A 23,736-nucleotide genomic window follows, 5' to 3' on the forward strand; every position below is an offset into this window, starting at 1 on the left:
CGCGACCCGCCTCTCCGCCGCCGGCTCCGGCATGGACGGGCCGGGTATGCCGCCGGGAGCGCCCGCCGCCGGCTCCGTCGCGGGGCACGCGTCCGGATACGCGGAGTCGCGTCTGTCATGTCGGCCCCGCCGGGGTGCCTGTGGTCCGCGAGCCGGGGCCACACCGTCGGGGTGCTGGCGACTTCGTCGTAACAGGTATCGGATACCGTTCCACACTGGCGCTGCCGGGCGCCGGACCTCCCGCTGGGTACTGCGCGCTCACCAGTAGGGGGACATATGGGCTGTCGCCTCTTCCGGTTCGGTTCGGCGCGTACGCGCCGGGTGCCGGCCGGAGCGGTGCCCGGCGAGTTCCTGCCGGACTCCGGTCCGCTTCCCGTCCGCGCGTGGGCGGGTGTTCTATCCAGCCGACTGGAGGTCCCATGGCCACCGATCTTCTGACCCGGACCCGCGGGCGGATCGATACCTACTTCGCTGTCGGGGTGCACGGGTCGACCATGCGCCGCGAGCTCATGGCGGGCACGGTGACGTTCCTGGCCATGTGTTACGTGCTGGCGGTCAACCCGTCCATCCTGGGTGACCAGGGCGCGCTGGGCGATCAGGGCATCCCGACCCAGGCGGTGTTCACCGCGACCGCGGTCTCGGCGGTGGCCGGGTGCCTGGTCATGGGGTTGTGGGCCCGGTATCCGATCGCGCTCGCGCCGGGGATGGGCCTGAACGCGTTCTTCGCGTTCTCGGTCGTGCTGGGTATGGGGATTCCCTGGCAGGTCGCGCTGTCGGGCACCCTCCTCTCGGGTGTGATCTTCCTCGTGCTCGCGTTGACCAGGATCCGGGAGAAGATCCTCAACGCGATCCCGCTGCAGCTGAAACTGGCGGTCGCGGCCGGGGTCGGCGTGTTCGTGGCGTTTCTCGGGCTCAAGAACGCCGGCATCGTGGTCGACAGTGATTCGACGCTGGTGAAGCTCGGCGATTTCACCCAGGGCACGACGGTGCTGGCGCTGTTCGGCCTGGTGGTCACGGTGATCTTTCTGGTCCGCGGCTGGCACGGGGCGGTGCTGTACGGCATCGTGCTGACCGCGGTGGTCGGGATGGTCGCCGGTCTGGTGGATGTGCCCGACGGTGTCGCGGCGCTGCCCCGGGGGCTGGACCAGACCTTCGGGCAGGCGATCACCCATCTGCCCGACGCGTTCACCGCGCAGATGATCGTGGTGGTGCTGACCATGCTGTTCGTCGATTTCTTCGACGCCTCGGGCACGCTCATCGGGGTCGCCAACCAAGCCGGCCTGCTGAACAGCAAGGGGGAGCTGCCACGGGCCGCGAGCGCGTTGTCCGCCGACGCCGTGGGCACCATGGCCGGTGCGGTGATCGGTACCTCCACCACGACGGCGTATGTCGAATCGACGGCCGGGGTGTCCGCGGGCGGTCGAACCGGATTGACCGCGGTGGCGACGGCCGCCTGGTTCGCGGTGGCCATGTTCTGCTATCCGATCTTCTCGGTGGTGGCGGCGTCGGGGGCGGTGACCGCGGCCGCGCTGATCGTGGTCGGGGTGCTCATGGCCCGGTCGCTGGGGGATATCGACTGGTCCCGGCTGGAGTTCGCGGTCCCGGCCTTCATCACCATCGTGATGATGCCGTTGACGTACTCCATCGCGAACGGGCTGGCCATGGGAATGATCTTCTACCCGGTGGTGATGGTGGCCCGCGGCCGGATCCGTGAGGTGCATCCGGTGATGTGGGCGCTGACCCTCATTTTCCTCGGATACTTCTTCTTCCTGGCGGAATAGTCTGAGAGCGGGCCGGGTCGGCAACCGATGAATTGAATAGGGGGACCCCGGTCCGTTTGTTTCCGTGGCCAACTATCCGGATAGCAAGGAGGGGTTCATATGACAGTCGAGTCGACGTTGGACCGCACCGCGGTACCGGCGACCGGAAACCGCACCCTGTCCACCGATATCGGCCTGCTGATCCTGCGGGTGGTCTTCGGTCTGCTCATCGCCTCACACGGCAGCCAGAAACTCTTCGGCTGGTTCGACGGTCCGGGCCTGACCGCGAACAATGCCGCTTTCGAGAAGATGGGCTTCAACCCGGGCAGCTTCTTCGGCACGCTGGCCGGGCTCAGTGAATTCACCGGTGGTCTGCTGCTGGCTCTCGGTGCGCTGTCCCCACTGGGCGCGGCCATCGTGCTGGGTACCACCATCGTCATCATCAATACGACCTTCAGTGGCGGGCTGCTCACCGGCAAGGGGTACGAGCCGGGTCTGCTCTACGCCGTGGCGGCGGCGGCCCTGGCGTTCACCGGCCCGGGCCGTTTCTCGGTGGACGGCAACCGTCCGTGGGCGCGCGGCGGTGTGGTGTGGGGCCTGGTCGCGGTCGCGGTGGCCGCGGTCGCCGCGGTGCTCGTCCTGACCTTCGAATCGGTGCTCTGAGCTGGTCAGATCAGACGGTCGCGGCGGCGGAGAGCCGGCGCAGTGCCTTCTCCACGACGGCCGGATCGGCTGTCTCCCAGTAGGGGGGCAGGGAGGCGCGCAGGAAACCGCCGTAGCGCGCGGTGGCCAGCCGTGGATCGAGAATGGCGACGACGCCGCGGTCGTCGACGCTGCGCAGCAACCGTCCGGTGCCCTGGGCCAGGAGCAGGGCCGCGTGGCTCGCGGCGACGGTGAGGAAACCGTTGCCGCCGCGCGATTCCACGGCGCGCTGCCGTGCCGCCAGCAGCGGATCGTCGGGCCGGGGGAACGGGATACGGTCCAGGATCACCAGACTCAGCGAGGGCCCGGGCACGTCGACGCCCTGCCAGAGCGAGAGGGTGCCGAACAGGGAGGTTTCCGGGTCGTCAGCGAATTTGCGTACCAGGGCGCCGGTGGAATCCTCGCCCTGACACAGGATCGGGGTGTCCAGGCGTTTGCGCAGGACCTCGGTGGCCGCCTTGGCCGCCCGCATGGACGAGAAGAGCCCGAGGGTGCGTCCGCCCGCGGCCCCCACCAGGCGCTCGATCTCGTCGAGGTAGGCCGGGGGCAGGCCGTCGCGGCCCGGCGCCGGCAGGTGTTTGGCGACGTAGAGGATCCCGGATTTGGCGTGATCGAACGGCGAACCGACGTCGAGCGAGGACCAGCGCACGGTATCGGCGTCGCTCGGTGCCTCGGCGCTGTTGGCCATCGCCGGATCGACGCGGCTGTTCGATTGCGGGGGCAGGCCCCAGGTGCGGGCCAGACCGTCGAAGTTCCCGCCGATCTGTAGCGTCGCCGAGGTGAGGACGACCGTTGCGGCGCCGAACAATTGGCTGCGCAGGAGCCCGCCCACGGCCAGCGGCGCCATCCGCAGGGTGCGCCGGGTGACGCCGCGGATCTCGTCGGCCGACAGCCACACCACATCGCGGCGGACCGCCGGGTCGGGTTCGTCGAAGGCGGTGAGCGCGCGGACCGCGCTGTCGTGGATCTCCTCCACACCGGCGATGGCCATGTTACGGCCGGCGGCGGCCTCGGGATCGTTGCCGCCGGAGCCCTGCGGATTGAGCGCGGTGCGGGCGTTCCAGGCGGCGTCCCGGACGAGGGCCAGCACCCCGGCGATGCCCTCGGGCAGCGTGTCCCAGCGGGTCGGCGGCAGTTCGTCGAGCGCGGTGTGCCAGGCCTCGGCGGCCTCCTCGAGCCGGTCGACCTCCCGCTCGTCGATGAGTTTCGCGCAGCGCCGGGCCGCGGTGCCGATGGCGGTGGCGGACAATTCGGCGGTCGCGATCCCGGTGACCCGGTCGACGAGTTCGTGTGCCTCGTCGACCACCACCAGATCGTGTTCGGGCAGTACCTGCACACCGCTGATGGCGTCGATGGCCAGGAGGGCGTGATTGGTGACGACGATATCGGCCTGCGCCGATTCGGCTCGTGCCCGTTCGGCGAAGCAGTCCTGCCCGAACGGGCAGCGTGATTTGCCCAGGCATTCGCGCGCGGACACGCTCACCTGCCGCCAGGCGCGGTCGCCGACGCCCGGGGCGAGTTCGTCGCGGTCGCCGGTCTCGGTATCGGAGGCCCATTCGTTGAGCCGTTTCACTTCGCGGCCGAGCCGCGAGACCGCGAACGCGTCGAACAGTTCGGCCTCGGCGGGCTCCTCCGGGACGGCGCTGTTGATCTTGTTCAGGCACAGGTAGTTGTTGCGGCCCTTGAGGATCGCGAACTCCGGCGTGCGGCCCAGCGGTTTCGTGAGCGCCTGGGCCAGGCGAGGGAGGTCCCGGTCCACCAGCTGGCGCTGGAGTGCGATGGTCGCCGTGGAGATCACCACCGTGCGTCCGGTCCGCACCGCGTACCGCAGGCTGGGCACCAGATAGGCGAGCGATTTCCCGGTGCCCGTCCCCGCCTGGACGGCCAGATGCTCTTTGTTCTCGATGGCGTTGTCCACCGCCGCGGCCATCGTCATCTGACCCGGGCGTTCCTTACCGCCGAGCGCGGTCACAGCGGTCGCCAGCAGTTCTGATACGGGCGGGAGTTCGGGCACTCGGGCAGCCTACTGCGCCGCACCGACAGCTGTGCGCCCAGTCGCGGCCCGGCCTGTCCTGCCCGCTCGGCACCGCAGGCGCGGACCGCCCTTCCCCGCAATCTTACTCAGAAGTAAGGTCTGACCATGGCGTGGAAACCTGATGAGATACCCGACCAGCGCGGACGCATATTCGTCGTCACCGGCGCCAACGGCGGACTCGGAGCCGAGACCACAAAAGTACTCGCCGGCAAAGGGGCCACTGTCGTGATGGCCTGCCGCAACACCGAGAAGGCACAGGAGGTCGCCGATGCCATCGGTGGCGACCTCCGGATCCGCCGACTGGACCTGGCCGACCTGTCCTCGATCCGGGAATTCGCCGAGCAGACCGGGGAATTCGATGTGCTCATCAATAATGCCGGTCTGATGAACGTGCCGTTCTCGCGGACCGTGGACGGTTTCGAAACCCAGTTCGGGGTGAATCATCTCGGCCATTTCGCGCTGACCGGGCTGCTGCTGGACCGGATGCGCGACCGGGTGGTGACCCTGGCCAGTATCGCCCACAAGCAGACCCCCAAGTTATGGGTGGACGACCTGAACTACGAGAACCGCCGCTACCAGCGCAACCTCGCCTACGCCCAGGCCAAACTGTCGAACCTGATGTTCGCGCGCGAACTCCAGCGCCGGCTGGCGGCGGCCGGCTCGTCGAAACGTTCCTACGGAGTGCATCCGGGAGTTTCGGCCACCGAACTGTTCACCCGCACCGAGACCCCGCTGGACTGGGTGAGCAAACCGGTTATCCGGCTGGTCGGGCACGCACCGGCGAAAGCGGCGCATTCGACGCTGTTCGCGGCCACCACACCCGATGCCGATCCCGATACGTACTGGGGTCCGACCCGGTTGTTCCAGTCGCAGGGCCCGGTGGCGGCGTCCCCGTCCACCCGCCTGTCCAAGAACACCGACCTGTGGCAGCGGCTGTGGGCCGAGTCCGAGCGGCTGACCGGGGTCGTCTACAAGTTCTGACCGGCGACGATACGGCTGCCGCGATACCCACCTCACACTACGGCCCGTGTAGTAGACGGGTACCGTGGTAGCCGTGTCCGCAACACCTCGCCGCACCGTGCACCGCCCGGCCCTGGTCCTGCTGGTGGTCGTGCTGGCACTGACCGCGCTGGCCCTGGGCTGGTGGCAGTGGGAGCGGTTCTCCTCGGCGAGCGGCACCGCGCAGAACCTCGGGTACGCGCTGCAGTGGCCGCTTTTCGCCGGGTTCGCGTTGTTCGCCTACTTCCGGTTCGTGCGGTTGGAATCGGAGACCGCCGGCACCGAATCGTCCGGCGTGACCACCGAGGGCGCGAATACGCCGGATACCGAGTCCGGCCCCTCGCGCACCCGTATCGGACTGTTCGCCGGCCGACGTGGTGCCGCGGCGGCCGGCCCGCGGGAGATCCCGGCCGGTTTCCTGCCCGAACGCCCGCGTGCCGCCCGCGACGACGATCCGGTGCTCGCCGAATACAACAGCTACCTGGCCCGTTTGCACGCCGCCGACGGCGCTGCGGGCAGTCCGGCGGGCCCGGCCCGCGATACCGAGAGGAGCGCGGGTTGACCGCGAGCGAAAACGCCACCACAGCACCCGAGGCCGGCGCCGCCGCGCCGGCCGGCGACCGGCGGATCGCGGGGGCGCTACTGCGCTACCGCGTCCTGGCCTGGGTCACCGGTCTGTGGCTGCTGTTCCTCACCGCCGAGATGATCGCCAAGTACGGCTTCGGCGTCGATACGCCCAGCTGGATCGCGGTGGTCCACGGTTGGGCGTACTTCATCTACCTGATCCTCACCGCGGACCTGGCGGTGAAGGTGCGCTGGCCGATCAAACGCACCGTCGGCACGCTGCTCGCGGGCACGGTCCCGCTGCTGTCGTTCTTCGTCGAACACCGCAACACCCAGCAGGTCAAGCGGGATTTCGGGGTCTGACCGCCCGGCGCCGGCTCAGCCCGCCAGCGCGGCGAGCGCCGGCAGGAGCTGGGCCAGCGCGCGGCCGCGATGGGACGCTCCGTCCTTCTGTGCCGGGGTGAGCTGGGCGGCACTGAGTTCGCCGCCCTCGGGGCGGAACAGCGGGTCGTAACCGAAACCGCCGTCGCCCTGCGGCTCCCGCGCGATGGTGCCCGGCCATTCGCCACGCACCACGATCTCCGCGCCCGCCGGGATCACCAGCGCGCACGCGGAGACGAAACGCGCGCCGCGGCGTTCGTCGGGTGTATCGGACAACTGCGCCAGTAACAGCGCGTTGTTGGCGCCGTCGTCACCGTGTCGGCCCGCCCACCGCGCCGACAGCACCCCGGGCATACCGTTGAGCGCGTCCACCGCGATACCGGAATCGTCGGCTATACAGGGCAACCGTGTGGCGCGGGCGCCGTCGCGCGCTTTGGCCAGGGCGTTCTCCTCGAAGGTCGCCCCGGTCTCCGGAGCTTCCGGATACTCCGGTACATCGTCGAGGCCCACGATCTCCAGCCCCGCGACTCCCGCCTCGTCGAGGATGCGGCGCAGTTCGGTCAATTTCTTGGCATTGCGGCTGGCGAGCAGAACCCGACGCGTCATCACTTCTTCTTCGAGGTCTCGGTGGCCTCCGGCAGTACGCCGGGATAGGGCAGGGCCAGCGCTTCCTTCTGGACGGCGAACAACTGTTCGCATCCGGCCAGCGCCGAATCGAGCAGCTTGTCGAGGGTGGACCGCGGGAAGGTGGCGCCCTCACCGGTGCCCTGGATCTCGACCAGGGTGCCGGTATCGGTGGCGACCACGTTCATATCGACCTCGGCCCGCGAATCCTCCTCGTAGGGGAGATCGAGCCGGACCCTTCCGTCCACCACACCGACACTCACCGCGGCGATGGCGCAGGAGATGGGTTGCGGATCCGCCAGCGCACCGGCCGCGCCCAGATAGGTGATGGCGTCCGCGAGCGCCACATAGGCACCGGTGATCGCGGCGGTTCGGGTGCCGCCGTCGGCCTGCAGCACATCACAGTCGACGGCGATGGTGTTCTCACCGATGGCGGCGAGGTCGATACAGGCCCGCAGGGATCGGCCGACCAGCCGGCTGATCTCCTGGGTGCGCCCGCCGACCTTCCCTTTGACCGATTCCCGGCCGCTGCGGGTGTGGGTAGCGGCCGGCAGCATCGCGTATTCGGCGGTGAGCCAGCCGAGGCCCGAATCGCGGCGCCACGGCGGCACCCCCTCGGTAACACTGGCCGTGCACATCACCCGGGTCTGCCCGAACTCCACCAGCACCGAACCCGCCGGGTGCGTGGTGAAGCCTCGAGTTATCCGTACCTCGCGGAGTTCGTCGTCCGCCCTGCCATCGGCTCGTCTCGACACGGGCTCAGCGTAGTGGGGTACCCGTGCCCGGGACATGCCTGGGTCTACACGTCGAACGACTCGCCCGGGGACACCGCGTGGACAGGCCCGGTGAACTCGGCCTTGGCCTCGGCGATGACATCTTCTCGGGAGGTCCACGGCGGAATATGGGTGAGCAGGAGTTCCCCGACGCCGGCCTCCGCGGCGATACGGCCGGCTTCGGTACCCGAAAGGTGCACGCCCGCCGGGCGATCGGCGGGATCGTGGGTCCACGACGCCTCCGCGAGCAGGACGTCGGCACCCTGCGCGAGTTCCTGGACCGCCGGACAGACCGCGGTATCGCCGGTATAGACGAAGGTACGGCCGGCGGGGGTGACGATCCGCAGACCGTAGGACTCCGGCGGATGGAACATCCGCCGCGCGGTGAGGGTGTGGCCGGGACCGAACTCCACCGTCTCGTCCTCTTTCCACGGGTGGAAATCGATCACATCGGACCAGTCGTCGCATTCCCCGCCGACCTCGGCCGAGGCGTTACCGATCCGCAGCGGGGCGTCCGAGGGGCCGCGGACGATCGCCCGCCCGGCGGGGGGAATCGGGTGGTAGCGCCGCCACACCAGCAGCCCGGGAAGGTCGAGGCAGTGATCGGCGTGCAGATGGGTGAGGAAGATCGACACCTCGCCCGGATCGGCGAATCGCTGCAGCGCACCGAGGACGCCCGGTCCGAAATCGATGACCACCGGCGACATATCCGGACCGGTGAGCAGATAACCCGACGCGGGGGAATCCGGGCCGGACACACTGCCCGAGCACCCGAGGACGGTGAGGCGCATGTCACCATGCTGCCACGAGGTTTCCCGACTCAAGACCGCATCCCCCGAAAATACTGGCCGCGCCCACGGTCACCGGGGTGAGGCGAGTGGCCCGGTGTTGAGTTGACGGCGGTGTCGACGTTCATCACTGGAGAGTACCCACCCGGCGAACAGTCCACCCATAGCGCCGAAAAGGTGTCCCTGCCAGGAGATTCCGTCCTGGCCGGGGAGTACGCCCCACAGCAGCGAACCGTAGAGGACCAGCACCGCCAGCCCCAGCACGATCTGCCCGATCCGCCGGGCGAACCAGCCGCGGCAGATGAGATAGGTGAGCCAGCCGAAGACCAGTGAGGACGCGCCGACGTGCACGGTGTTCTCGCCACCGGTCAGCCAGGTGCCCACCCCGGCAACGATCCAGACGATCGCGGTCGCGGCCAGTCCGCGGCGGATACCGGTGGCGAGGGTCAGGAACCCGAGGATCAGCACGGGCAGGGTGTTGCCGATCAGGTGGTCCCAGCCGTGGTGCAGCAGCGGCGCGAAGGCGATCCCGTCCAGGCCGTCGACCTCGCGGGGTTCGATACCCAGCGTCCGGTCGATGGACGAGTCGATCGCCATGTCGACGAACTCGATCAGGTACAGCACCATCAGGAACGCGACGGTCAGGACCCCGGCCCGCGACCAGGTGCGACGGGTGGCGGCGAACCCGCCGGAACCCGGGCCGCCGGAAACCGGCCCACCGCCCGCCGGAGGCCGGAGCGCGGCGATACGGTCGGGGTCGAACGAAGCGCCCAGCGGCCCACCACCGGTCATGACGATTTCCTCCTCGCACGCGCCACCGCTCCCGGCGCGCTGCTTCCGAGGGTACCGAGTTATCGCGCCGTCAGGCCCAGAGCTGGCCGTCGAGGCGTTCCTCGGCTTCTTCGAGGGTGCCGTCGTAGGCGCCGGTGGACAGGTACTTCCAGCCGCCGTCGGCCACCACGAAGGCGATATCGGCGCGGCGGCCCGCGGCGACCGCCTTACGGGCGACCCCGAGCGCCGCGTGCAGGATGGCGCCGGTGGAGATACCGGCGAAGATGCCCTCTTCGAGGACCAATTCGCGGGTGCGGCGCACGGCGTCGTAGGGGCCCACCGAGAACCGGCTGGTGAGGACCGACTCGTCGTACAGTTCGGGAATGAAGCCCTCGTCGATATTGCGCAGACCGTAGACGAGTTCGCCGTAGCGGGGTTCGGCCGCCACGATCTCGATGTTCGGGACCTTCTCGCGCAGGAACCGCCCGGTGCCCATCAGGGTGCCGGTGGTGCCCAGACCGGCGACGAAATGGGTGATCTCGGGCAGGTCGGCGAGGATCTCCGGGCCGGTGGTCTCGTAGTGGGCGAGCGCGTTGGCGGGGTTGCCGTATTGGTACAGCATCACCCAGTCCGGGTTGGCGGCGGCGATCTCCTTGGCCCGGGCCACCGCCTGGTTCGAACCGCCCGCCGCCGGTGAGTCGATGATCTCGGCACCGAACATGGTGAGCAACTGGCGGCGCTCCACCGAGGTGTTCTCCGGCATCACACACACCAGGCGGTATCCCTTGAGTTTCGCCGCCATGGCCAGCGAGATCCCGGTGTTGCCGCTGGTGGGTTCCAGAATGGTGCAGCCCGGGGTCAGCCGGCCGTCTGCCTCGGCCTGCTCGATCATGCGCAGCGCGGGACGGTCCTTGATGGATCCGGTGGGGTTGTGGTCCTCGAGTTTGGCCCACAGCCGTACCGGCTGCTCACCCTCCCACTGCGGGGACAGAGTGCGCAGACCGACCAGCGGGGTGTTCCCGAGGGTCGCGATCAGTGACTCGTAGCGTGCCACGGAATTATCGGGCCCCGCCCGCGACGGCCGGCAGGATCGTTACGGTCGATCCCTCGCCCACGGTGGTTTCCAGGCCGCCGGAGAACCGCACATCCTCGTCGTCGACATAGATATTGACGTACCGGTTCAGCTTGCCTTCGTTGAGTAGCCGCTCGGCCAGTCCCGGGTGGTTGGCCTCGAGGTTCTCGATCACCGCGGCGAGTGTGGACCCCTCGGCCGCGACGCGCTTCTCGCCTCCGGTGTGGGTACGCATGATGGTCGGGATGGACACGGTGACCGGCATGGTGCTGCTCCTCGCTAGTACTCGGTGTGTGGGTCGGAAAACTTTGGCGGTCAGGCGGTTTCGTACGCCTCGACGATCTGTACCGGCTCCTCGGTGACCTCGCCGTCGACGATCCGGTAGCTGCGCAGCTCGTGCCGCGCGGCGTCGCGGGTGGAGATCAGCACGTAGTGGGCGCCGGGCTCGGAGGCGTAGGAGATATCGGTACGGCTCGGATAGGCCTCGGTCGCGGTATGCGAGTGGTAGATCACCACCGGCTCCTCGTCGGCGTCGTCCATGGCCCGCCAGACCTTCAACTGTTCGCCGGAATCGAAACGGTAGAAGGTAGGCGACCGCTCCGCGTTCATCATGGCGACGAAACGCTCGGGCCGGTCCGACCCTTCGCGCCCCGCGATGATGCCGCAGGCCTCGTCGGGATGGTCGGCGCGCGCGTGCGCGACCATCGCATCCACCAGGTCGGCCCTGATCACGAGCACAATCGAACCCTTCCAACTCTTGGCACGGCCATCACCGACCGGTCACAGCCGACAACTGCCGAGGATATTCGGGTATTCCCGGCACCCCACACGGCCCCCTGTTCGCGCCGCGCGCACCTCCGCGTGATCCGGGACGGGTCACCGTCGCGGCAGGGGTCACCGGGGCTCCGGCCCGCCGCCCCGGGGGGGCGGCGATCAGGCACCGAACAGGTCGCTGTACGCCGGGATGCCGGCCACGGAGTGGGCGGTGCGGATGGCGTCGACCACCGCGCGTTCGACGCAGACCGCCGCCGCGGTGCCCAGCGCGTCGAGCACCGCCAGATCGGCCGGGAACGCGGCAGGCAGGCGGGGCCCCTCCGGCGGTGTCGCGGTGCCGGTGGCCAGCGCGAAGAAGGTGTCCCCGTCGAGCGGGGAATGGGCCGGGCGGACCGCCCGGGCCAAACCGTCGTGGGCGACCGTGGCCAGTCGGCGGCAGCCGGCCGGATCCAGGGGGGCATCGGTGGCGACCACGCCGATCGTGGTGTTGAGGACGGTTCCCTTCACCGCCAGCGCGTTCGCGGCCGCGAGTTCCTCCGCCGTACCGGGACGTAGGCCGAAGTACTCGGGTCCGTCGGTACCCGCGCCCCACGGTATGCCGGTGCGGGGGTCGAACACCGATCCGACGGGGTTGGCGACGACCAGCGCGCCCACCGTGAGTCCGGCGGCGATGCCCTCGTCGAACCGGATACTGGCGCTACCGATACCGCCTTTGAGCGCGCCTGCCTGGGCCCCGGTCCCGGCGCCTACGCAACCGCGCAGGAAATCGGGTCCGGCGGCGTCGGCCGCGTGATAACCGAATGCGGCGGTGGGGCGGGTGTTCCAATCGCCGACCGGAAGGTCGAAGATCACGGCGCCGGGCACGATCGGGACCACGCGGGCGGGGTCCTCGGGCGACATGGGCAGCCCTTCGCCGTGTTCCTCCAGCCAGCGCATGACCCCGTCCGCGGCGGCCAGTCCGTAGGCGCTGCCGCCGCTGAGCAGGATCGCGTGTACCTGCCGGACCGTGTTCGCGGGATCGAGCAGATCGGTCTCCCGGGTGCCGGGGCCGCCGCCGCGGACATCCACCGCGGCGACCGCGCCGCCCGGCGCGCGCACCACGGTGCAGCCGGTGGCCGCACCGGAGCCGCGGGTCGCGTCCGGGTCGAGTACCTCGTGGTGGCCGACGAGCAGACCCGTCACATCGGTGAGCGCGTTCCGCGCGCCGGGCGCGGCGGTCACGGGGCCATTGCCTGCAGCAGAGAGTCCTGCATCCAGGTGAGCCAGTGATAGACGTCCAGATGGGGCGCGCGCGGATCGTCGGGCGGGAACTGCTCGGGCGTGCCGGCGTCGATTTCCAGCACCACGCCGAGGGCCAGCCGGACATCGGTGAGCGCGGTGAGCCAGGAATCGGCCTCTTCCGGAGTGATCACGATCTTGCCGCCGTCCTCGGGGAGGGTGTTCAGCACCACTCCGGCGGCGGCCAGTTTCGCATCGATGATCTCCGGCTCGTGCAGTCCGCGCAGCGCGCTGTTCAGATCGGCTCGTTCGGCATCGGGGGAGCCCGGTTCGGCCCGATGGAATTCGGGCAGCAGCCGGGCCAGTCGCGGGTCGTCGGGCGGCGTGGTGTTGCCGCTGCGCAGACCGGTGAGAGCGGCGAGCTCGTCCTCGGGGGCCGACGATGCGCGTTCACCCAGCAGACCCGAAACCGCTCCGACCAGCGAGCGCAGCACGCTGGCTTCACGCGCATCCATCTCCGACCGCAGTTTGAGACCGCTCAATGAGTTCTTCCGGCTCCATTTACGCACGTCGCTACGGTAACCGTCCGATCAGTCGTCTCGTTGCATGGTGGCCCACAGGCCTGCCGCGTGCAGGCGGCGGACATCCTGTTCCATTTTGTCCCGCGATCCCGACGATACGACCGCTTTGCCCTCGTTGTGCACCTTGAGCATCAGCTCGGTCGCCTTGGCTTTGCTGTAGCCGAACAGCTTCTGGAAGATGTAGGCGACGTAGTGCATGAGGTTGACCGGATCGTCCCAGACCACGGTGACCCACGGCCGATCCTCGGCCTCGAGGATCTCGGTGTACTCCACGGCCTCCGGTGTCGCCTGAGCCGCCGACAACGTGACACCCGAGGTGCCGAGGAGGACCTCTGTCGTCGATGAGCGGGGTGCGGTGTTGCACAAGGCCATGAATTCAAGAGTACGACGCGTGGAGTAATTCACAACACCCGGAGCAGCAACGATGCCGACCGTCCGGGCCTGCCGGGGTGCCGGGGACGCCCCGCGCGACACCGCCGTGCGGGTCCGGCGCCCGGCGCTGCCTCCGGCGGCCTTCGCCGGGGCGCGCACGGGCTGTTTACAGTGACACCCGTGGACCTGCGCGACGCGGCCGGTAGCACCGCTCTGCTGACCGACCAATACGAGCTCACCATGCTGGCCGCCGCTCTCGCCGACGGTTCCGCGGCGCGGCGGTGCACCTTCGAAGTGTTCGCCCGGCGTTTGCCGCACGGTCGCAGATACGGCGTCGTGGCAGGTACCGGCCGTTTCCTCGATGCGCTGGACCGATTCCGGTTCGGCGAGGCGGAGCTGGAGGTCGCCGCCGGGTTCCTGGACGCGGATACCATCGCCTGGTTGCGCGATTACCGGTTCACCGGCGATATCGACGGCTATCCGGAAGGGGAGCTGTACTTCCCGGGTTCGCCCATCCTCTCGGTGACCGGAACCTTCGCCGAATGCGTGGTGCTCGAGACGCTGGCCCTGTCGGTGTTCAACCACGACAGCGCGATCGCCGCCGCGGCCGCCCGGATGGTGAGCGCCGCCGACGGGCGCCGGATGATCGAGATGGGTTCGCGGCGCACCCACGAGCAGGCCGCACCCGCCAGTGCGCGGGCGGCCTACCTGGCCGGTTTCCACGCGACCTCCAATCTGGAGGCGGTCCGCCGCTACGGTGTGCCCGGCGCGGGCACCAGTGCGCACGCGTTCACCTTGGTACACAGCGGTGCCGACGGCGAACACGAGATCGAGGCATTCCGCAGTCAGGTGGCGGCGCACGGCACCGGCACCACCCTGCTGGTCGACACCTTCGACATCACCCGCGGCGTCGCGCTCGCGGTCGAGGTCGCGGGGCCGGACCTGGGCGCGGTGCGTATCGACTCCGGTGATCTCGGCGTCCTGGCCCGGCAGGTGCGCCGGCAACTGGACGACCTGGGCGCGGTGAAAACCCGGATCGTCGTATCCGGGGACCTGGACGAGTACGCCATCGCGGCGCTGCGCGCCGAACCGGTGGATGCCTACGGGGTCGGCACCCAGCTGGTCACCGGTTCCGGGGCGCCGACCGCCGGAATGGTCTACAAGCTGGTCGAGGTCGAGGGGGTGCCGGTGGCCAAACGGTCCAGCCACAAGGAATCGCGCGGTGGCGCCAAACGCGCGGTGCGCCTGGCCCGTGGCACCGGCACCATCGTGGAGGAGATCGTGTACCTCGCGACCGCCGACCGGCCGGCGCCCGACGGATACGAGGTGCGCGATCTGTCGGTTCCCCTGGTGCGCGGTGGTGCGGTAGCGGACCTGCCCGGGCTGGCCGAATCCCGGGATCTCGTCGCCCGCGGCTTGGTGAGTCTGCCGTGGGAGGGACTCAAACTGTCCGTCGGTGACCCGGCGATTGCGACTACATTCCTGGTCTGACCGGGCGTACGCGAGGAGACTGGAACTATGAAACGCGCGCTGATCGTGGTGGATGTGCAGAACGATTTCTGCGAGGGCGGTTCGCTTGCCGTATCGGGTGGCGCCCGCGTCGCGGAGTTGATCAGCGAATATCTGGCCGAGAACCGGTACGACGCGGTGGTGGCCACCCGCGATTACCACATCGACCCGGGCGCCCATTTCTCCGAGACACCCGACTATGTGGACAGCTGGCCGCCGCACTGCCGGGTCGGCACCCCGGGCGCCGATTTCCACCCGAATCTCGCTACCGCCGCCGTGCAGGAGGTCTTCTCCAAGGGCGAGTATTCGGCCGCCTACTCGGGGTTCGAGGGTGCCTCGACGGCCGGGGAAACGCTGACCGAGTGGCTACGCGCCCGCGATATCGGCGCGGTCGATATCGCGGGTATCGCCACCGACCACTGCGTTCGGGCTACTGCGCTGGACGCCGTCACCGCCGGTTTCACCACACGGATCCTGCTCGGCCTCACCGCCGGGGTCGCACCGGCGACCGTCGCGAAAGCTCTGGACGAACTGAACGGGGCGGGGGTCGAACTCTCCGGAGCCGTGGTCGGGGCCGACGCCTGAGGCCGATGTCACGGTCTTCGGCTGCCGCGGCAGCCGAAGACCGAAGGGGCGAAAGGTTTGACGGCGGGTGAACTTGTCACCGGCGCCGGGCAGAATCACGGTCATGACCGCCACCGGGGACGATGTCCGCTCCTATGCCCTGGCCCTCCCGGCCACGACCGAAGAGTTCGCCTGGGGTATGCCGATCTTCAAGGTGGAGCGCCGGCTGTTCCTCACCCTGCCCGAGGACGAGACCTCCATGGCGGTGCGTTGCCCGATCGTCGACCGGGACGAACTGGTGCAGGCCGAACCGGACAAGTTCTGGATTGCCGGGCACGAGGCCGGCAACCCGTGGGTCCGGGTACGGCTCGCGGCACTTGACGACCTGGACGAAATGCGGGATATCGTGCTGGATTCATGGCGGTTGGCGGCGCCGGAGAACCTCGCGGCGGGGGCGATGGGGGTTTCATAGGACCGAGGTGTCCAGGGCGTGCTACCTGTCGGCAACTGGGCGGTGGTCGTAAACCGGTCGACGACCGATAGTCATCACGGGATTGTCGGAAACTCAGTCGTCGAGCATTGGCTCCCACTTCGAGTAGGACTCGAAGTCATAGAAGTGGCGTGAGTACAGGCCACCGCCCTCGGCCAGGTCGTCGATCAATGCGGCCACGACGTCGATCACTGCCGTCGGAGTGACGGTCACGTTGTAGCCGGCTTCGTTCTTGTAGGTCTCCGCGTCGCTCCGGAAGTTCTTCTCGGCGAGTTCTCGCGCTTCCGCTTCGGTGTCCGCGTACAGAAGGGTTACATCCTCTCTGTACAGGGGCACGTAGTCCGGATCGTCGGAGGTGAACTCGAACAGTGTGATGGCGATGTAGGGGCTCTTGGCCACTGAGCACTCCTTGCCTTACTTTTTGAACCGATTGTCGTTCATCAGCTTCCAACCCTTCTTCTGGACCGCGCTGCTGCCGCCTTTGATGTCGCCCAGGGTCGACTCGAGCAGCTCAGACGGGAACTTCTGGCGAATCCCACTCCTACGGCATCGCGAGATGCAGGGAGGGAGCACCAGGGAAGTTCGACGAGGAGGCCCGTGCTCGGGCGGTGCGGATGTATCAGAACCGGATCCGTGAGCACGGTGACTCGATGGCCGGCGCGCGCCGGCATGTCGGAGCGTTGCTGGACATCTAGAGCGGCGCCTCACAGTTGGTCGGCACGCGATGTCCGGTTCGAACTTGCCGTCCATATACTCGCGCACGTATATTCGTGGGCGAGTGAGGAGGGTGTATGGCGAAGAAGCGCAAAGTGGGCAATCTGCTCGCGCTTGCGGTGCTCGCGGTGATGCAGGACGAAGCCATGCACCGGTATCAGATCGCGGCGCGGCTGCGTGAGTACGGCAAAGACCGGGACATCGATATCAAGTGGGGATCGCTGTACACGGTTGTGCAGAACCTGGCGAAGGCCGGTTTTCTCGAGGTGGTGGGTAGTGAGCGCGAGGGGGCGCGGCCGGAGCGGGTGATCTATCGGATCACCGCGGCCGGACGTCGCGAACTCGTCGACTGGACCCGGGAGCTGATCGCGGAACCGGAACCCGAGCGCGGCCGGTTCGTCGCGGGTCTGTCGATTCTGGCGGTGCTGCCGCCGGAGGATGTGGCCGAACTGCTGGGCCGTCGGCTGGCCGCGCTGGACGAGCAGATCGCGCAGGTGCGCACGGAGTTCGCCGAACTCGCCGGTACGCTGCCCCGGCTCTTCCTGATCGAATCCGAGTACGGGCTCGCCGTGCTCGAGGCCGAAGCGGAGTGGACCAGGGCGTTGCGCACCGAGCTGATCGAGGGCACCTTTCCCGATCTGGCGGAATGGCGGGCCTGGCACCGGAGCGGGCCGGGCGTGGACAGCGCGCGTGCACGCGCCTACGTGGAGGGGGCTGATAGCACGACGGATCAGTGAAACCAACCGGGCCCGATGGAGGTGCGGCAACACCACCATCGAGCTCGGATCACCGTCTCGGACCGTGCCCGCGCGGACGCACACCCGGCCACGAGTTTGGCAGAACACAGGATAACCGGGTGGGTGGACGACGGGGTGGTTCGGCAAGGAAACGGTCCGGACCACGAGGGTTTCGGACCGTGCCGCCGCGGGTCGGCGGCATCGATTCGAACTCCCGAGGAGTACTCCCATGTCCGCAACAGCGACCGCCCTGGTGATCGGCGGCGGAATCGCGGGGCCCGTGATGGCCACCGCACTGCGCAAAGCGGGTATCGCGGCCCGCGTCTACGAGGCCCACCCGAGCCCCACGTACACGATCGGCAGCGGCCTGGCTCTGGCACCGAACGGTGTCGCCGCCCTGGATGTGATCGGAGCAGGCGACGCGGTCCGCGATATCGCGGTACCGGTTCCGCGGATGGCACTGTCGGTCGGCGGAAAGTTGCTGTCCATGCCCGTGCTGGGGGATCAGCCGCCACTGCAACTGGTCGATCGTGGCGGACTGCACCGGATCCTGCACGAGCGGGCGGTCGCCGCCGGGGTGCCGGTCGAATTCGGTAAGCGGCTGGAATCGGCGGAGCAAACCGCCGACGGCGTGCTCGCCCGGTTCACCGACGGCAGCACCGCCACCGCCGATGTACTCATCGGCGCGGACGGTATCCGCTCCACCGTGCGCGGGCTCATCGATCCGGCGGCGCCGGGCCCCGAATACACCGGGATGCTCGGGTTCGGCGCGACCGTGGACTGCGCGGTCGATATCGAACCCGACACCATCGTTTTCGCCTACGGCTCCCAGGCCTACTACCTGTACTGGAGTGCCGGTCCCGGCCGGATCGGCTGGGGAGCGAACCTGCCCAGCAAGGAATATCTCTCGCTCACCGACGCGCGCCGGATCCCCGCCGAACACTGGCTGGAGGTGTTGCGCGAAACCTACGGTGACGACGCCCCGGGTGGTCAACTGGCCCGGGCCACCACCGCCGACCAGCTGGAAACCGTGGGGGCGTTGCACATCATGCCGCCGGTGCCGCACTGGCACCGGGGGCGAATGGTGCTGGTGGGCGACGCGGTGCACGCGCCGTCGAACAGTTCCGGTCAGGGTGCGTCGCTGGCGATCGAGAGCGCGATCGAACTGGCTCGGTGCCTGCGGGACATTCCCGAACCGGCCGACGCGTTCGCGGCCTACGAATCGCTGCGCCGCGCCCGGGTGGAAGATGTGGCCGCTCGCGCGGCGAAGATCAACCACAGCAAGACACCCGGACCGGTGGCGCGCAAGATGATGCGGTGGCTGATGCCCGTGCTGGCCCGCACGGTGATGAAACCGGAGAAGACGGTCGCCATCGAGCAGCGTTATCGGATCACCTGGGACGAGCCGGTGCACCGCGCCCCGGCCTCGGTTCGGTAACCGACGGCCCGGCGGCGAGGGTGTCTCGCCGCCGGGCCGTTCGGACGGGCGTCAGCATTCGAAGGGGATCGTATTTCCCGCGGCGTCGCGAGCCCCGATACCCTCCGCTATCGCTTCCTCGAGCTCCGCGACCGATTTCCAGGTGCGCGGCTCGTCGTCGTCCAGATTGCCGATCGTGTACCAGTCGTCGGTGTCCCGGTAGCGGACGAGACCGAATCCCTCGGGATCGATGGTGATGTCGAGATCGCCGGAGATGGTGCCGGCTTCCCGGGTCATCACCGCGGCCGAGGCGGGTAACTCGATGACTTCGGCTATTTGAACTCACCCCGTTCGACGCAGTCGTTCACCGCGGTGCGCAGTGCGGTCTGTTCCTCTGGGTCAACGCTCAGGCCGTACTTTAGCTTGACCTGGACATAATGCGAGACATAGCCACACCGGAAACTTCCCGGCGGCAGATAGTGCGCCGCGTCCTGATCGCCCTTGGAACGGTTCGCCGACGGATCGGAGGCGATGAGGTTCAGCGCGTCGTTGGCGATCCGGCGCCGGGTGTCGGTGTCGAGATCCTTGGCGCCCGAACGCCAGGCCTCGGCGAGCGGCACGATGTGCTCGGCGTCGACGCTCTTGGCCTCGACGATGAACTTGTAGGGCTTGAGCTGCCCGGTCTTGCGGTCCATGACGCCGTAGGCGTCCTGCCAGCCGCCACCTGTGCCGATCTTCAGATCGCAGGTCTTCGGGTCCAGGGTGACCTCGCCGGTGGCATCGCGCAGCATCATCACCTCGCGGGTGGTGCATTTGAGGTACTGAGCGAATTCCGGGCCGAAGCCGTGTTCGGGCTCGTTGTTGTCCCAGTGCGGGAACTTATCCCGGCTGTACCCGGCCATCCCGACCTCGGCCTGCACCGGCAGCTTGTCGAGTGCGGACCGGATTTCGGCGGCGGTACCGGCGACCGATTTCGCGGCGCCGGCGGCGGGATCGGTCGGGCTGGGACTGCAGCCCTGTAGGAGAAAGCCCGCGACCAGGACAATCGCGATCAGTACGGGGACGACGAGGGCGGCGAGCCTGCGGGCCGGAGCGGGCAGGGCAGAAAGCAGCGAGTTCATCGCCGGACCTCCGCGAATCGATGGGCGAGGGGCGCGCGGCCCGCTTCGTGTTCATATGTTGTGCGCTTCAACGAGATTCCTTGCCGAGGTACCGGGATGTGCCGAGCGTCAAGCTACCGGCCGGTCAGCTAACCGAAAGCTACTGCCCGGTGTGAGATTCGGCATACCTGGGCGGGAGTACCCGATGGGGGAGCGGGGTATTCCTCTTCCGTCTGGAAGGGCACCACCCCCGAGTCGCCGTGCCGGCGCCGACTCGGGGGTGGGCGTGTCACGAGCGAGGGCGCTGAATCCGGCGCGGGTCGCGGGCCGGTTGTCCGGACCGGCGGTCACGACGCACCGCGGGGCTTGATGAGGGGGAGACCCGAGGTCTTTCCGCACCGGTACGCTCGCCGTGACGTTCTGGGGGCCGGATGCGATCCGGCCGGTTCTCGATATGAAGCTGTAGGTGTCCGGCAGGTGGCCGGTATTCCGGCACCGGGGTTACGCCGATCCGCCGTCAGGTGAAAAGCATAGGGAATTCCCATGATTGGGAGCGAGCGGGGTGGCAGCGGTGGGCCGCTGCGTCATTCCGCGATATCGGCGGCCCCGTCGTCGGCGCGGACCTGGGCGGTCGGTGGCACACCGGTGTCCAGGAAATGGATCAACCGCTCGATACGCTCGGTGTGGTCCAGGGTCCGGGTCAGTTTGTGACCGATGAGGGCCAGCGTGATCGTGGTTTCGGTGTCGGCGTCCCCGGTCGAGGAGAGTGCGCTGTGCAGGTTCCGGTTCAGCGTCTGCATGATGTCCACGCCGGTGTCATCGGTGGTGGTGTGCCGGCCGCGGGTGACGGCGCGCAGGGCCCGGGCGGTGCATTCGGCGGCGAGGTCGGCCATCTGTGCCAGCACGTCGAGAATCGGCGGCGGGGCGATGGGGTCCGGATGGGTCCGGTACACCTGGTCGGCCACCCGGCTGAACAGTCGGCCGATCCGGGACAGTTCACCGGCGATCTGGATCGCGGTCACCACATGGCGTAGATCGCGCGCGACCGGGGCCTGTAGCGCCAGGAGTACGACGGTGCGCGCCTCGCACGCGCCGTACATCGTCTGGAGTCGTTCGTCGAGGGCGGAAGACCTCGTAGGTCGCGGCGAGGTCGGCCCCGACGACGGCATCGGTCACACGTTCGGCCGCTTCGTGGGTGATACGGCACATCTGGGTCAGATCCGCGGTCAACGCGACGAGCTCGTTGGTGAACTGAGTTCGCACGGGGGAATTGTCGCCCATGGCGCGCGCTCGGTCGAATGAACCGACGATTCGTTCGGCCGTTGTTCGGCGGGTGGATCGGGGGTGTCCGGTGTTACCGTCGCCACATGACCGATAGGCGGCGTATCAAACATCGTATTGCCACCACTTTCCAGCGGTATGTGGCCAATCCGCTGAACCGGAAGCGGTCGGCGCAGCAGTTATTGGAGACCACCGGCCGGGTCAGTGGGGAGCCCCGGGTCGTACCGGTCGGCGGCCGGCGGATCGGAGACGAATTCTGGTTCGTTTCCGAGTTCGGTGACCGCTCGGATTATGTGCGCAATATTCGCGCAGACAACCGGGTCCGGGTGCGATTGCACGGCGAATGGCTGCCCGGCACCGCGCACCCGCTGCCCGATGACGACCCGGTGCGCAGGTTGGCTTCGTTACCGCGTGGCAACAGCGCCGTGGTGCGGGTCATGGGTACGGATCTGCTGACGATTCGCGTCGATTTGGACGGCTGAGGATATTCGCCGGCTTTTGTGCGAATCGCACCGGTTATCGTCGGCGAAACGCGTTCTTGTTCTTTCCGGATTTTGCGGTGACGGATGGCGGCATCTTCGAAAATTGATGCGTGTGGCGGCTTGGCCGTGTCCACTGTCACACCGGGGCGGATTTGTCCGTCACCCTGCGTAACGATTAGCTTCCTCTCCGTTGGCATCGATGCCGGACCGGAGAGACCACACGCATGAATTTCGCAACAATCCGTCCCGCGAGAGCGGCAGCCGGAACTCGGCCATGAACTCCGAGCGCCAGACCGCGGCGATCGATTCCGTGGCCCGATCCGATTCCGCGGAGCTTTCGCGAAAACCTTCCGCGCGAGAAATCGTCCAGCACAATTTCTCGGGCACCATTGTGTCCTCGCTGCGTACCTTCGGTCGCGCGGTCGGTATGGCCCGGGAATCGGTCACCGGTGCGGCGTCGGATGTGGTGCGCGGCCGGTTCCAATGGCAGGAGATGCTGATCCAGGCGTGGCGGCTGGTCACGGTCACCGCCTTCCCGGCGATCCTGATGGCGATCCCGTTCGGGGTGATCGTCTCGGTGCAGGTCGGCAATCTCATCCACAACCTCGGCGCCGATTCCCTGCTCGGCGCCACCGGCGGCCTCGGCGTCATCAAACAGGGCGCGCCCATGGCCACTGGATTCCTGCTCGGCGGTGCGGGGGCCGCGGCCATCGCGGCCGATCTCGGCGCCCGGACGATCCGCGAGGAGATCGACGCCCTGCGCACCATGGGGATCAGCCCGGTGCACCGGCTGGTCATCCCGCGGATGGTGGCGATGCTGCTGGCGGCGCCGCTGCTCAATATCCTGGTGATCTTCGTCGGTGTCATCGCCGGATACCTGGTCGCGATCGGCGGCCAGGGCGTGACACCCGGCTCCTACTGGGCGACCTTCGGTTCCTTCACCACCGCCGCCGACGTCTGGGTCTCGCTGCTCAAGGCACTCATCTTCGGATTCCTGGTGGTGATCATCGCCTGCCAGCGCGGTCTGGAGGCCAAGGGCGGGCCGCGTGGTGTCGCCGACGCGGTGAACGCCGCGGTGGTGCTGTCGGTGGTGTCGATCGTCATCGTGAACCTGGCAGTGACCCAGGTGACCGCCATGTTCCTCCCGACCAGGCTGGCGTGATGGCCGCGACCTCCTACGCCCCGAAAGGGTTCGGCCTGCCGGCGCGGTACTTCCGGCGTGGCAGCCGGATCCTGGGGGCGGTCGATTCGCTCGGCTTCGTGGTGGTGTTCTGCTGGCAGGTGCTGTCCTCGATCCCGCTGGCACTGAAGCGCTATCGGGGCGAGACCCTGCGTGTCATCACCAATATGACCTGGGGCCGCGGTTCGGTGATCGTCGGCGGCGGGACCGTGCCCATGATGATCGTGCTGGGTCTGGTGATCGGCGCGTCGATCGGCGTGGAATCGTTCGCCACCCTGGACATGCTGGGTATGGGCCCCGTCACCGGTATCGTCTCGGCCTTCGCGACCACGCGTGAGCTGGCCCCCATCGCCGCCGCGGTGGGATTCGCCGCGCAGGCCGGCTGCCGGATCACCGCGGAGATCGGTTCCATGCGGATTTCCGAGGAGATCGACGCCATCGAGGCACTGGGCCTGCGGTCGGTACCGTTCGTGGTGACCACCCGGGTCATCGCCGGGGCGATCGCCATCGTGCCGACCTTCCTGATCGCGCTGATCGGTTCGTATTTCGCCTGCCGCGGCCTGATCACCCTGGTGCACGGCCAGTCCGCCGGCGTCTACGACCACTACTTCTTCCAGTTCATCGCCGGATTCGACATCGTCGCGGCGACGGTGAAGGTCGCCGTCTTCGGCACTGTGGTGATCTGTGTGCACAGCTATTACGGCTTCTTCGCCACCGGCGGTCCCGAAGGTGTCGGTATCGCCTCGGGCCGGGCCGTGCGCGCCAGTTTCGTCGCCATCATCGCCCTCGACATGGTGCTGACCCTTCTGCTGTGGGGATTCGACTCGGCGATCAGCTTCACGGGATAG

28 protein-coding genes are annotated in these 23,736 nt (G+C 68.3%); 13 read left to right on the forward strand and 15 right to left on the reverse strand.

What is annotated here, in order from left to right:
• Nucleotides 1–419 precede the first annotated feature (419 nt).
• Together NGR01S_RS25280 and NGR01S_RS25285 are read left to right on the forward strand one after the other, a co-directional pair.
• On the forward strand, nucleotides 420–1,781 hold the full coding sequence (locus tag NGR01S_RS25280; RefSeq protein WP_063041068.1) for an NCS2 family permease: 1,362 nt from the start codon (nucleotides 420–422) through the stop codon (nucleotides 1,779–1,781).
• 99 nt (nucleotides 1,782–1,880) lie between these two features.
• Nucleotides 1,881–2,423 carry a DoxX family protein gene (locus NGR01S_RS25285; RefSeq protein WP_063041070.1) on the forward strand — a complete coding sequence of 181 codons (543 nt, stop codon included), beginning with the start codon at nucleotides 1,881–1,883 and terminating at the stop codon, nucleotides 2,421–2,423.
• Between the two features lie 10 nt (nucleotides 2,424–2,433).
• Here NGR01S_RS25285 and NGR01S_RS25290 read toward each other — a convergent pair whose 3' ends face one another.
• Nucleotides 2,434–4,476 (reverse strand): ATP-dependent DNA helicase, encoded by a 2,043-nt coding sequence (locus tag NGR01S_RS25290; RefSeq protein WP_063041073.1) that lies wholly within the window; start codon nucleotides 4,474–4,476, stop codon nucleotides 2,434–2,436.
• 126 nt (nucleotides 4,477–4,602) lie between these two features.
• Here NGR01S_RS25290 and NGR01S_RS25295 point away from each other — a divergent pair, with 126 nt between their 5' ends.
• The 3 genes from NGR01S_RS25295 (at nucleotide 4,603) to NGR01S_RS25305 (ending at nucleotide 6,423) form a co-directional block, all read left to right on the forward strand.
• The gene (locus NGR01S_RS25295; RefSeq protein WP_063041075.1) at nucleotides 4,603–5,478 is read left to right on the forward strand and encodes an oxidoreductase; all 876 of its coding nucleotides are present in this window, start codon (nucleotides 4,603–4,605) and stop codon (nucleotides 5,476–5,478) included.
• A gap of 73 nt (nucleotides 5,479–5,551) precedes the next feature.
• Nucleotides 5,552–6,058, forward strand: coding sequence for a hypothetical protein (locus NGR01S_RS25300; protein WP_063041077.1), 507 nt, complete (start codon nucleotides 5,552–5,554; stop codon nucleotides 6,056–6,058).
• 65 nt (nucleotides 6,059–6,123) lie between these two features.
• The gene (locus NGR01S_RS25305) at nucleotides 6,124–6,423 is read left to right on the forward strand and encodes a DUF3817 domain-containing protein (protein ID WP_245664774.1); all 300 of its coding nucleotides are present in this window, start codon (nucleotides 6,124–6,126) and stop codon (nucleotides 6,421–6,423) included.
• A 15-nt stretch (nucleotides 6,424–6,438) separates the two neighbouring features.
• Here NGR01S_RS25305 and rdgB read toward each other — a convergent pair whose 3' ends face one another.
• From rdgB to clpS, 10 genes are all read right to left on the reverse strand, one after another.
• Nucleotides 6,439–7,047, reverse strand: coding sequence for an RdgB/HAM1 family non-canonical purine NTP pyrophosphatase (rdgB, locus tag NGR01S_RS25310; protein WP_063041081.1), 609 nt, complete (start codon nucleotides 7,045–7,047; stop codon nucleotides 6,439–6,441).
• Complete coding sequence (gene rph, locus NGR01S_RS25315) at nucleotides 7,047–7,820, reverse strand: ribonuclease PH (protein WP_063041236.1); 774 nt, start codon at nucleotides 7,818–7,820, stop codon at nucleotides 7,047–7,049. The genes rdgB and rph overlap by 1 nt, the downstream gene beginning before the upstream one ends.
• A 44-nt stretch (nucleotides 7,821–7,864) precedes the next feature.
• The gene (locus NGR01S_RS25320; protein WP_063041083.1) at nucleotides 7,865–8,629 is read right to left on the reverse strand and encodes a cyclic nucleotide-degrading phosphodiesterase; all 765 of its coding nucleotides are present in this window, start codon (nucleotides 8,627–8,629) and stop codon (nucleotides 7,865–7,867) included.
• A gap of 69 nt (nucleotides 8,630–8,698) precedes the next feature.
• Nucleotides 8,699–9,418: a rhomboid family intramembrane serine protease gene (locus NGR01S_RS25325; protein ID WP_084481697.1), complete on the reverse strand. Its 720-nt coding sequence runs from the start codon at nucleotides 9,416–9,418 to the stop codon at nucleotides 8,699–8,701.
• 70 nt (nucleotides 9,419–9,488) lie between these two features.
• Nucleotides 9,489–10,451 carry a PLP-dependent cysteine synthase family protein gene (locus tag NGR01S_RS25330; protein ID WP_063041085.1) on the reverse strand — a complete coding sequence of 321 codons (963 nt, stop codon included), beginning with the start codon at nucleotides 10,449–10,451 and terminating at the stop codon, nucleotides 9,489–9,491.
• A 4-nt stretch (nucleotides 10,452–10,455) separates the two neighbouring features.
• Complete coding sequence (locus tag NGR01S_RS25335; protein WP_063041087.1) at nucleotides 10,456–10,734, reverse strand: MoaD/ThiS family protein; 279 nt, start codon at nucleotides 10,732–10,734, stop codon at nucleotides 10,456–10,458.
• A 50-nt stretch (nucleotides 10,735–10,784) separates the two neighbouring features.
• Entirely contained in the window at nucleotides 10,785–11,207 is a 423-nt protein-coding gene (locus NGR01S_RS25340; protein WP_063041089.1) for a M67 family metallopeptidase, read from the reverse strand.
• Nucleotides 11,208–11,402: 195 nt separating this feature from the next.
• A complete protein-coding gene (locus NGR01S_RS25345; protein WP_063041091.1) occupies nucleotides 11,403–12,464 on the reverse strand; it encodes a P1 family peptidase in 1,062 nt (353 codons plus the stop codon).
• Complete coding sequence (gene aosR / locus NGR01S_RS25350; RefSeq protein ID WP_063041093.1) at nucleotides 12,461–13,030, reverse strand: oxidative stress transcriptional regulator AosR; 570 nt, start codon at nucleotides 13,028–13,030, stop codon at nucleotides 12,461–12,463. Before aosR ends, NGR01S_RS25345 begins: the two co-directional genes overlap by 4 nt.
• A 21-nt stretch (nucleotides 13,031–13,051) precedes the next feature.
• Nucleotides 13,052–13,414 carry an ATP-dependent Clp protease adapter ClpS gene (clpS, locus tag NGR01S_RS25355; RefSeq protein WP_063041095.1) on the reverse strand — a complete coding sequence of 121 codons (363 nt, stop codon included), beginning with the start codon at nucleotides 13,412–13,414 and terminating at the stop codon, nucleotides 13,052–13,054.
• 240 nt (nucleotides 13,415–13,654) lie between these two features.
• Between clpS and NGR01S_RS25360 the strand changes: the two genes are divergently transcribed.
• From NGR01S_RS25360 to NGR01S_RS25370, 3 genes are all read left to right on the forward strand, one after another.
• Nucleotides 13,655–14,905, forward strand: a complete 1,251-nt coding sequence (locus NGR01S_RS25360) for a nicotinate phosphoribosyltransferase (protein ID WP_245664776.1) — start codon at nucleotides 13,655–13,657, stop codon at nucleotides 14,903–14,905.
• Nucleotides 14,906–14,932: 27 nt separating this feature from the next.
• On the forward strand, nucleotides 14,933–15,508 hold the full coding sequence (locus NGR01S_RS25365; RefSeq protein ID WP_063041099.1) for a nicotinamidase: 576 nt from the start codon (nucleotides 14,933–14,935) through the stop codon (nucleotides 15,506–15,508).
• Nucleotides 15,509–15,611: 103 nt separating this feature from the next.
• On the forward strand, nucleotides 15,612–15,959 hold the full coding sequence (locus tag NGR01S_RS25370; protein WP_063041101.1) for an MmcQ/YjbR family DNA-binding protein: 348 nt from the start codon (nucleotides 15,612–15,614) through the stop codon (nucleotides 15,957–15,959).
• Between the two features lie 93 nt (nucleotides 15,960–16,052).
• On the opposite strand, the gene NGR01S_RS25375 is transcribed toward NGR01S_RS25370, so the two are convergent.
• Nucleotides 16,053–16,376 (reverse strand): DUF4288 domain-containing protein, encoded by a 324-nt coding sequence (locus NGR01S_RS25375; protein WP_063041103.1) that lies wholly within the window; start codon nucleotides 16,374–16,376, stop codon nucleotides 16,053–16,055.
• Nucleotides 16,377–16,768: 392 nt separating this feature from the next.
• Here NGR01S_RS25375 and NGR01S_RS25380 point away from each other — a divergent pair, with 392 nt between their 5' ends.
• Together NGR01S_RS25380 and NGR01S_RS25385 are read left to right on the forward strand one after the other, a co-directional pair.
• A complete protein-coding gene (locus NGR01S_RS25380) occupies nucleotides 16,769–17,428 on the forward strand; it encodes a PadR family transcriptional regulator (RefSeq protein ID WP_063041105.1) in 660 nt (219 codons plus the stop codon).
• A 229-nt stretch (nucleotides 17,429–17,657) separates the two neighbouring features.
• Complete coding sequence (locus NGR01S_RS25385) at nucleotides 17,658–18,866, forward strand: FAD-dependent monooxygenase (protein ID WP_063041107.1); 1,209 nt, start codon at nucleotides 17,658–17,660, stop codon at nucleotides 18,864–18,866.
• 51 nt (nucleotides 18,867–18,917) lie between these two features.
• On the opposite strand, the gene NGR01S_RS25390 is transcribed toward NGR01S_RS25385, so the two are convergent.
• The 3 genes from NGR01S_RS25390 to NGR01S_RS25400 form a co-directional block, all read right to left on the reverse strand.
• A complete protein-coding gene (locus NGR01S_RS25390; protein ID WP_169811967.1) occupies nucleotides 18,918–19,142 on the reverse strand; it encodes a hypothetical protein in 225 nt (74 codons plus the stop codon).
• 35 nt (nucleotides 19,143–19,177) lie between these two features.
• A complete protein-coding gene (locus tag NGR01S_RS25395; RefSeq protein WP_063041111.1) occupies nucleotides 19,178–19,966 on the reverse strand; it encodes an HNH endonuclease family protein in 789 nt (262 codons plus the stop codon).
• A gap of 563 nt (nucleotides 19,967–20,529) precedes the next feature.
• Nucleotides 20,530–21,114 (reverse strand): phosphate signaling complex PhoU family protein, encoded by a 585-nt coding sequence (locus NGR01S_RS25400; RefSeq protein WP_245664766.1) that lies wholly within the window; start codon nucleotides 21,112–21,114, stop codon nucleotides 20,530–20,532.
• A 198-nt stretch (nucleotides 21,115–21,312) separates the two neighbouring features.
• Here NGR01S_RS25400 and NGR01S_RS25405 point away from each other — a divergent pair, with 198 nt between their 5' ends.
• The 3 genes from NGR01S_RS25405 (at nucleotide 21,313) to NGR01S_RS25415 (ending at nucleotide 23,736) form a co-directional block, all read left to right on the forward strand.
• The gene (locus NGR01S_RS25405; protein ID WP_063041113.1) at nucleotides 21,313–21,708 is read left to right on the forward strand and encodes a nitroreductase/quinone reductase family protein; all 396 of its coding nucleotides are present in this window, start codon (nucleotides 21,313–21,315) and stop codon (nucleotides 21,706–21,708) included.
• Nucleotides 21,709–21,982: 274 nt separating this feature from the next.
• On the forward strand, nucleotides 21,983–22,870 hold the full coding sequence (locus NGR01S_RS25410) for an MlaE family ABC transporter permease (RefSeq protein WP_063041240.1): 888 nt from the start codon (nucleotides 21,983–21,985) through the stop codon (nucleotides 22,868–22,870).
• Nucleotides 22,870–23,736 carry an MlaE family ABC transporter permease gene (locus NGR01S_RS25415; RefSeq protein ID WP_063041115.1) on the forward strand — a complete coding sequence of 289 codons (867 nt, stop codon included), beginning with the start codon at nucleotides 22,870–22,872 and terminating at the stop codon, nucleotides 23,734–23,736. The genes NGR01S_RS25410 and NGR01S_RS25415 overlap by 1 nt, the downstream gene beginning before the upstream one ends.

The organism is Nocardia grenadensis NBRC 108939, assembly GCF_001613445.1.
In the GTDB taxonomy this organism is placed as follows: domain Bacteria; phylum Actinomycetota; class Actinomycetes; order Mycobacteriales; family Mycobacteriaceae; genus Nocardia; species Nocardia grenadensis.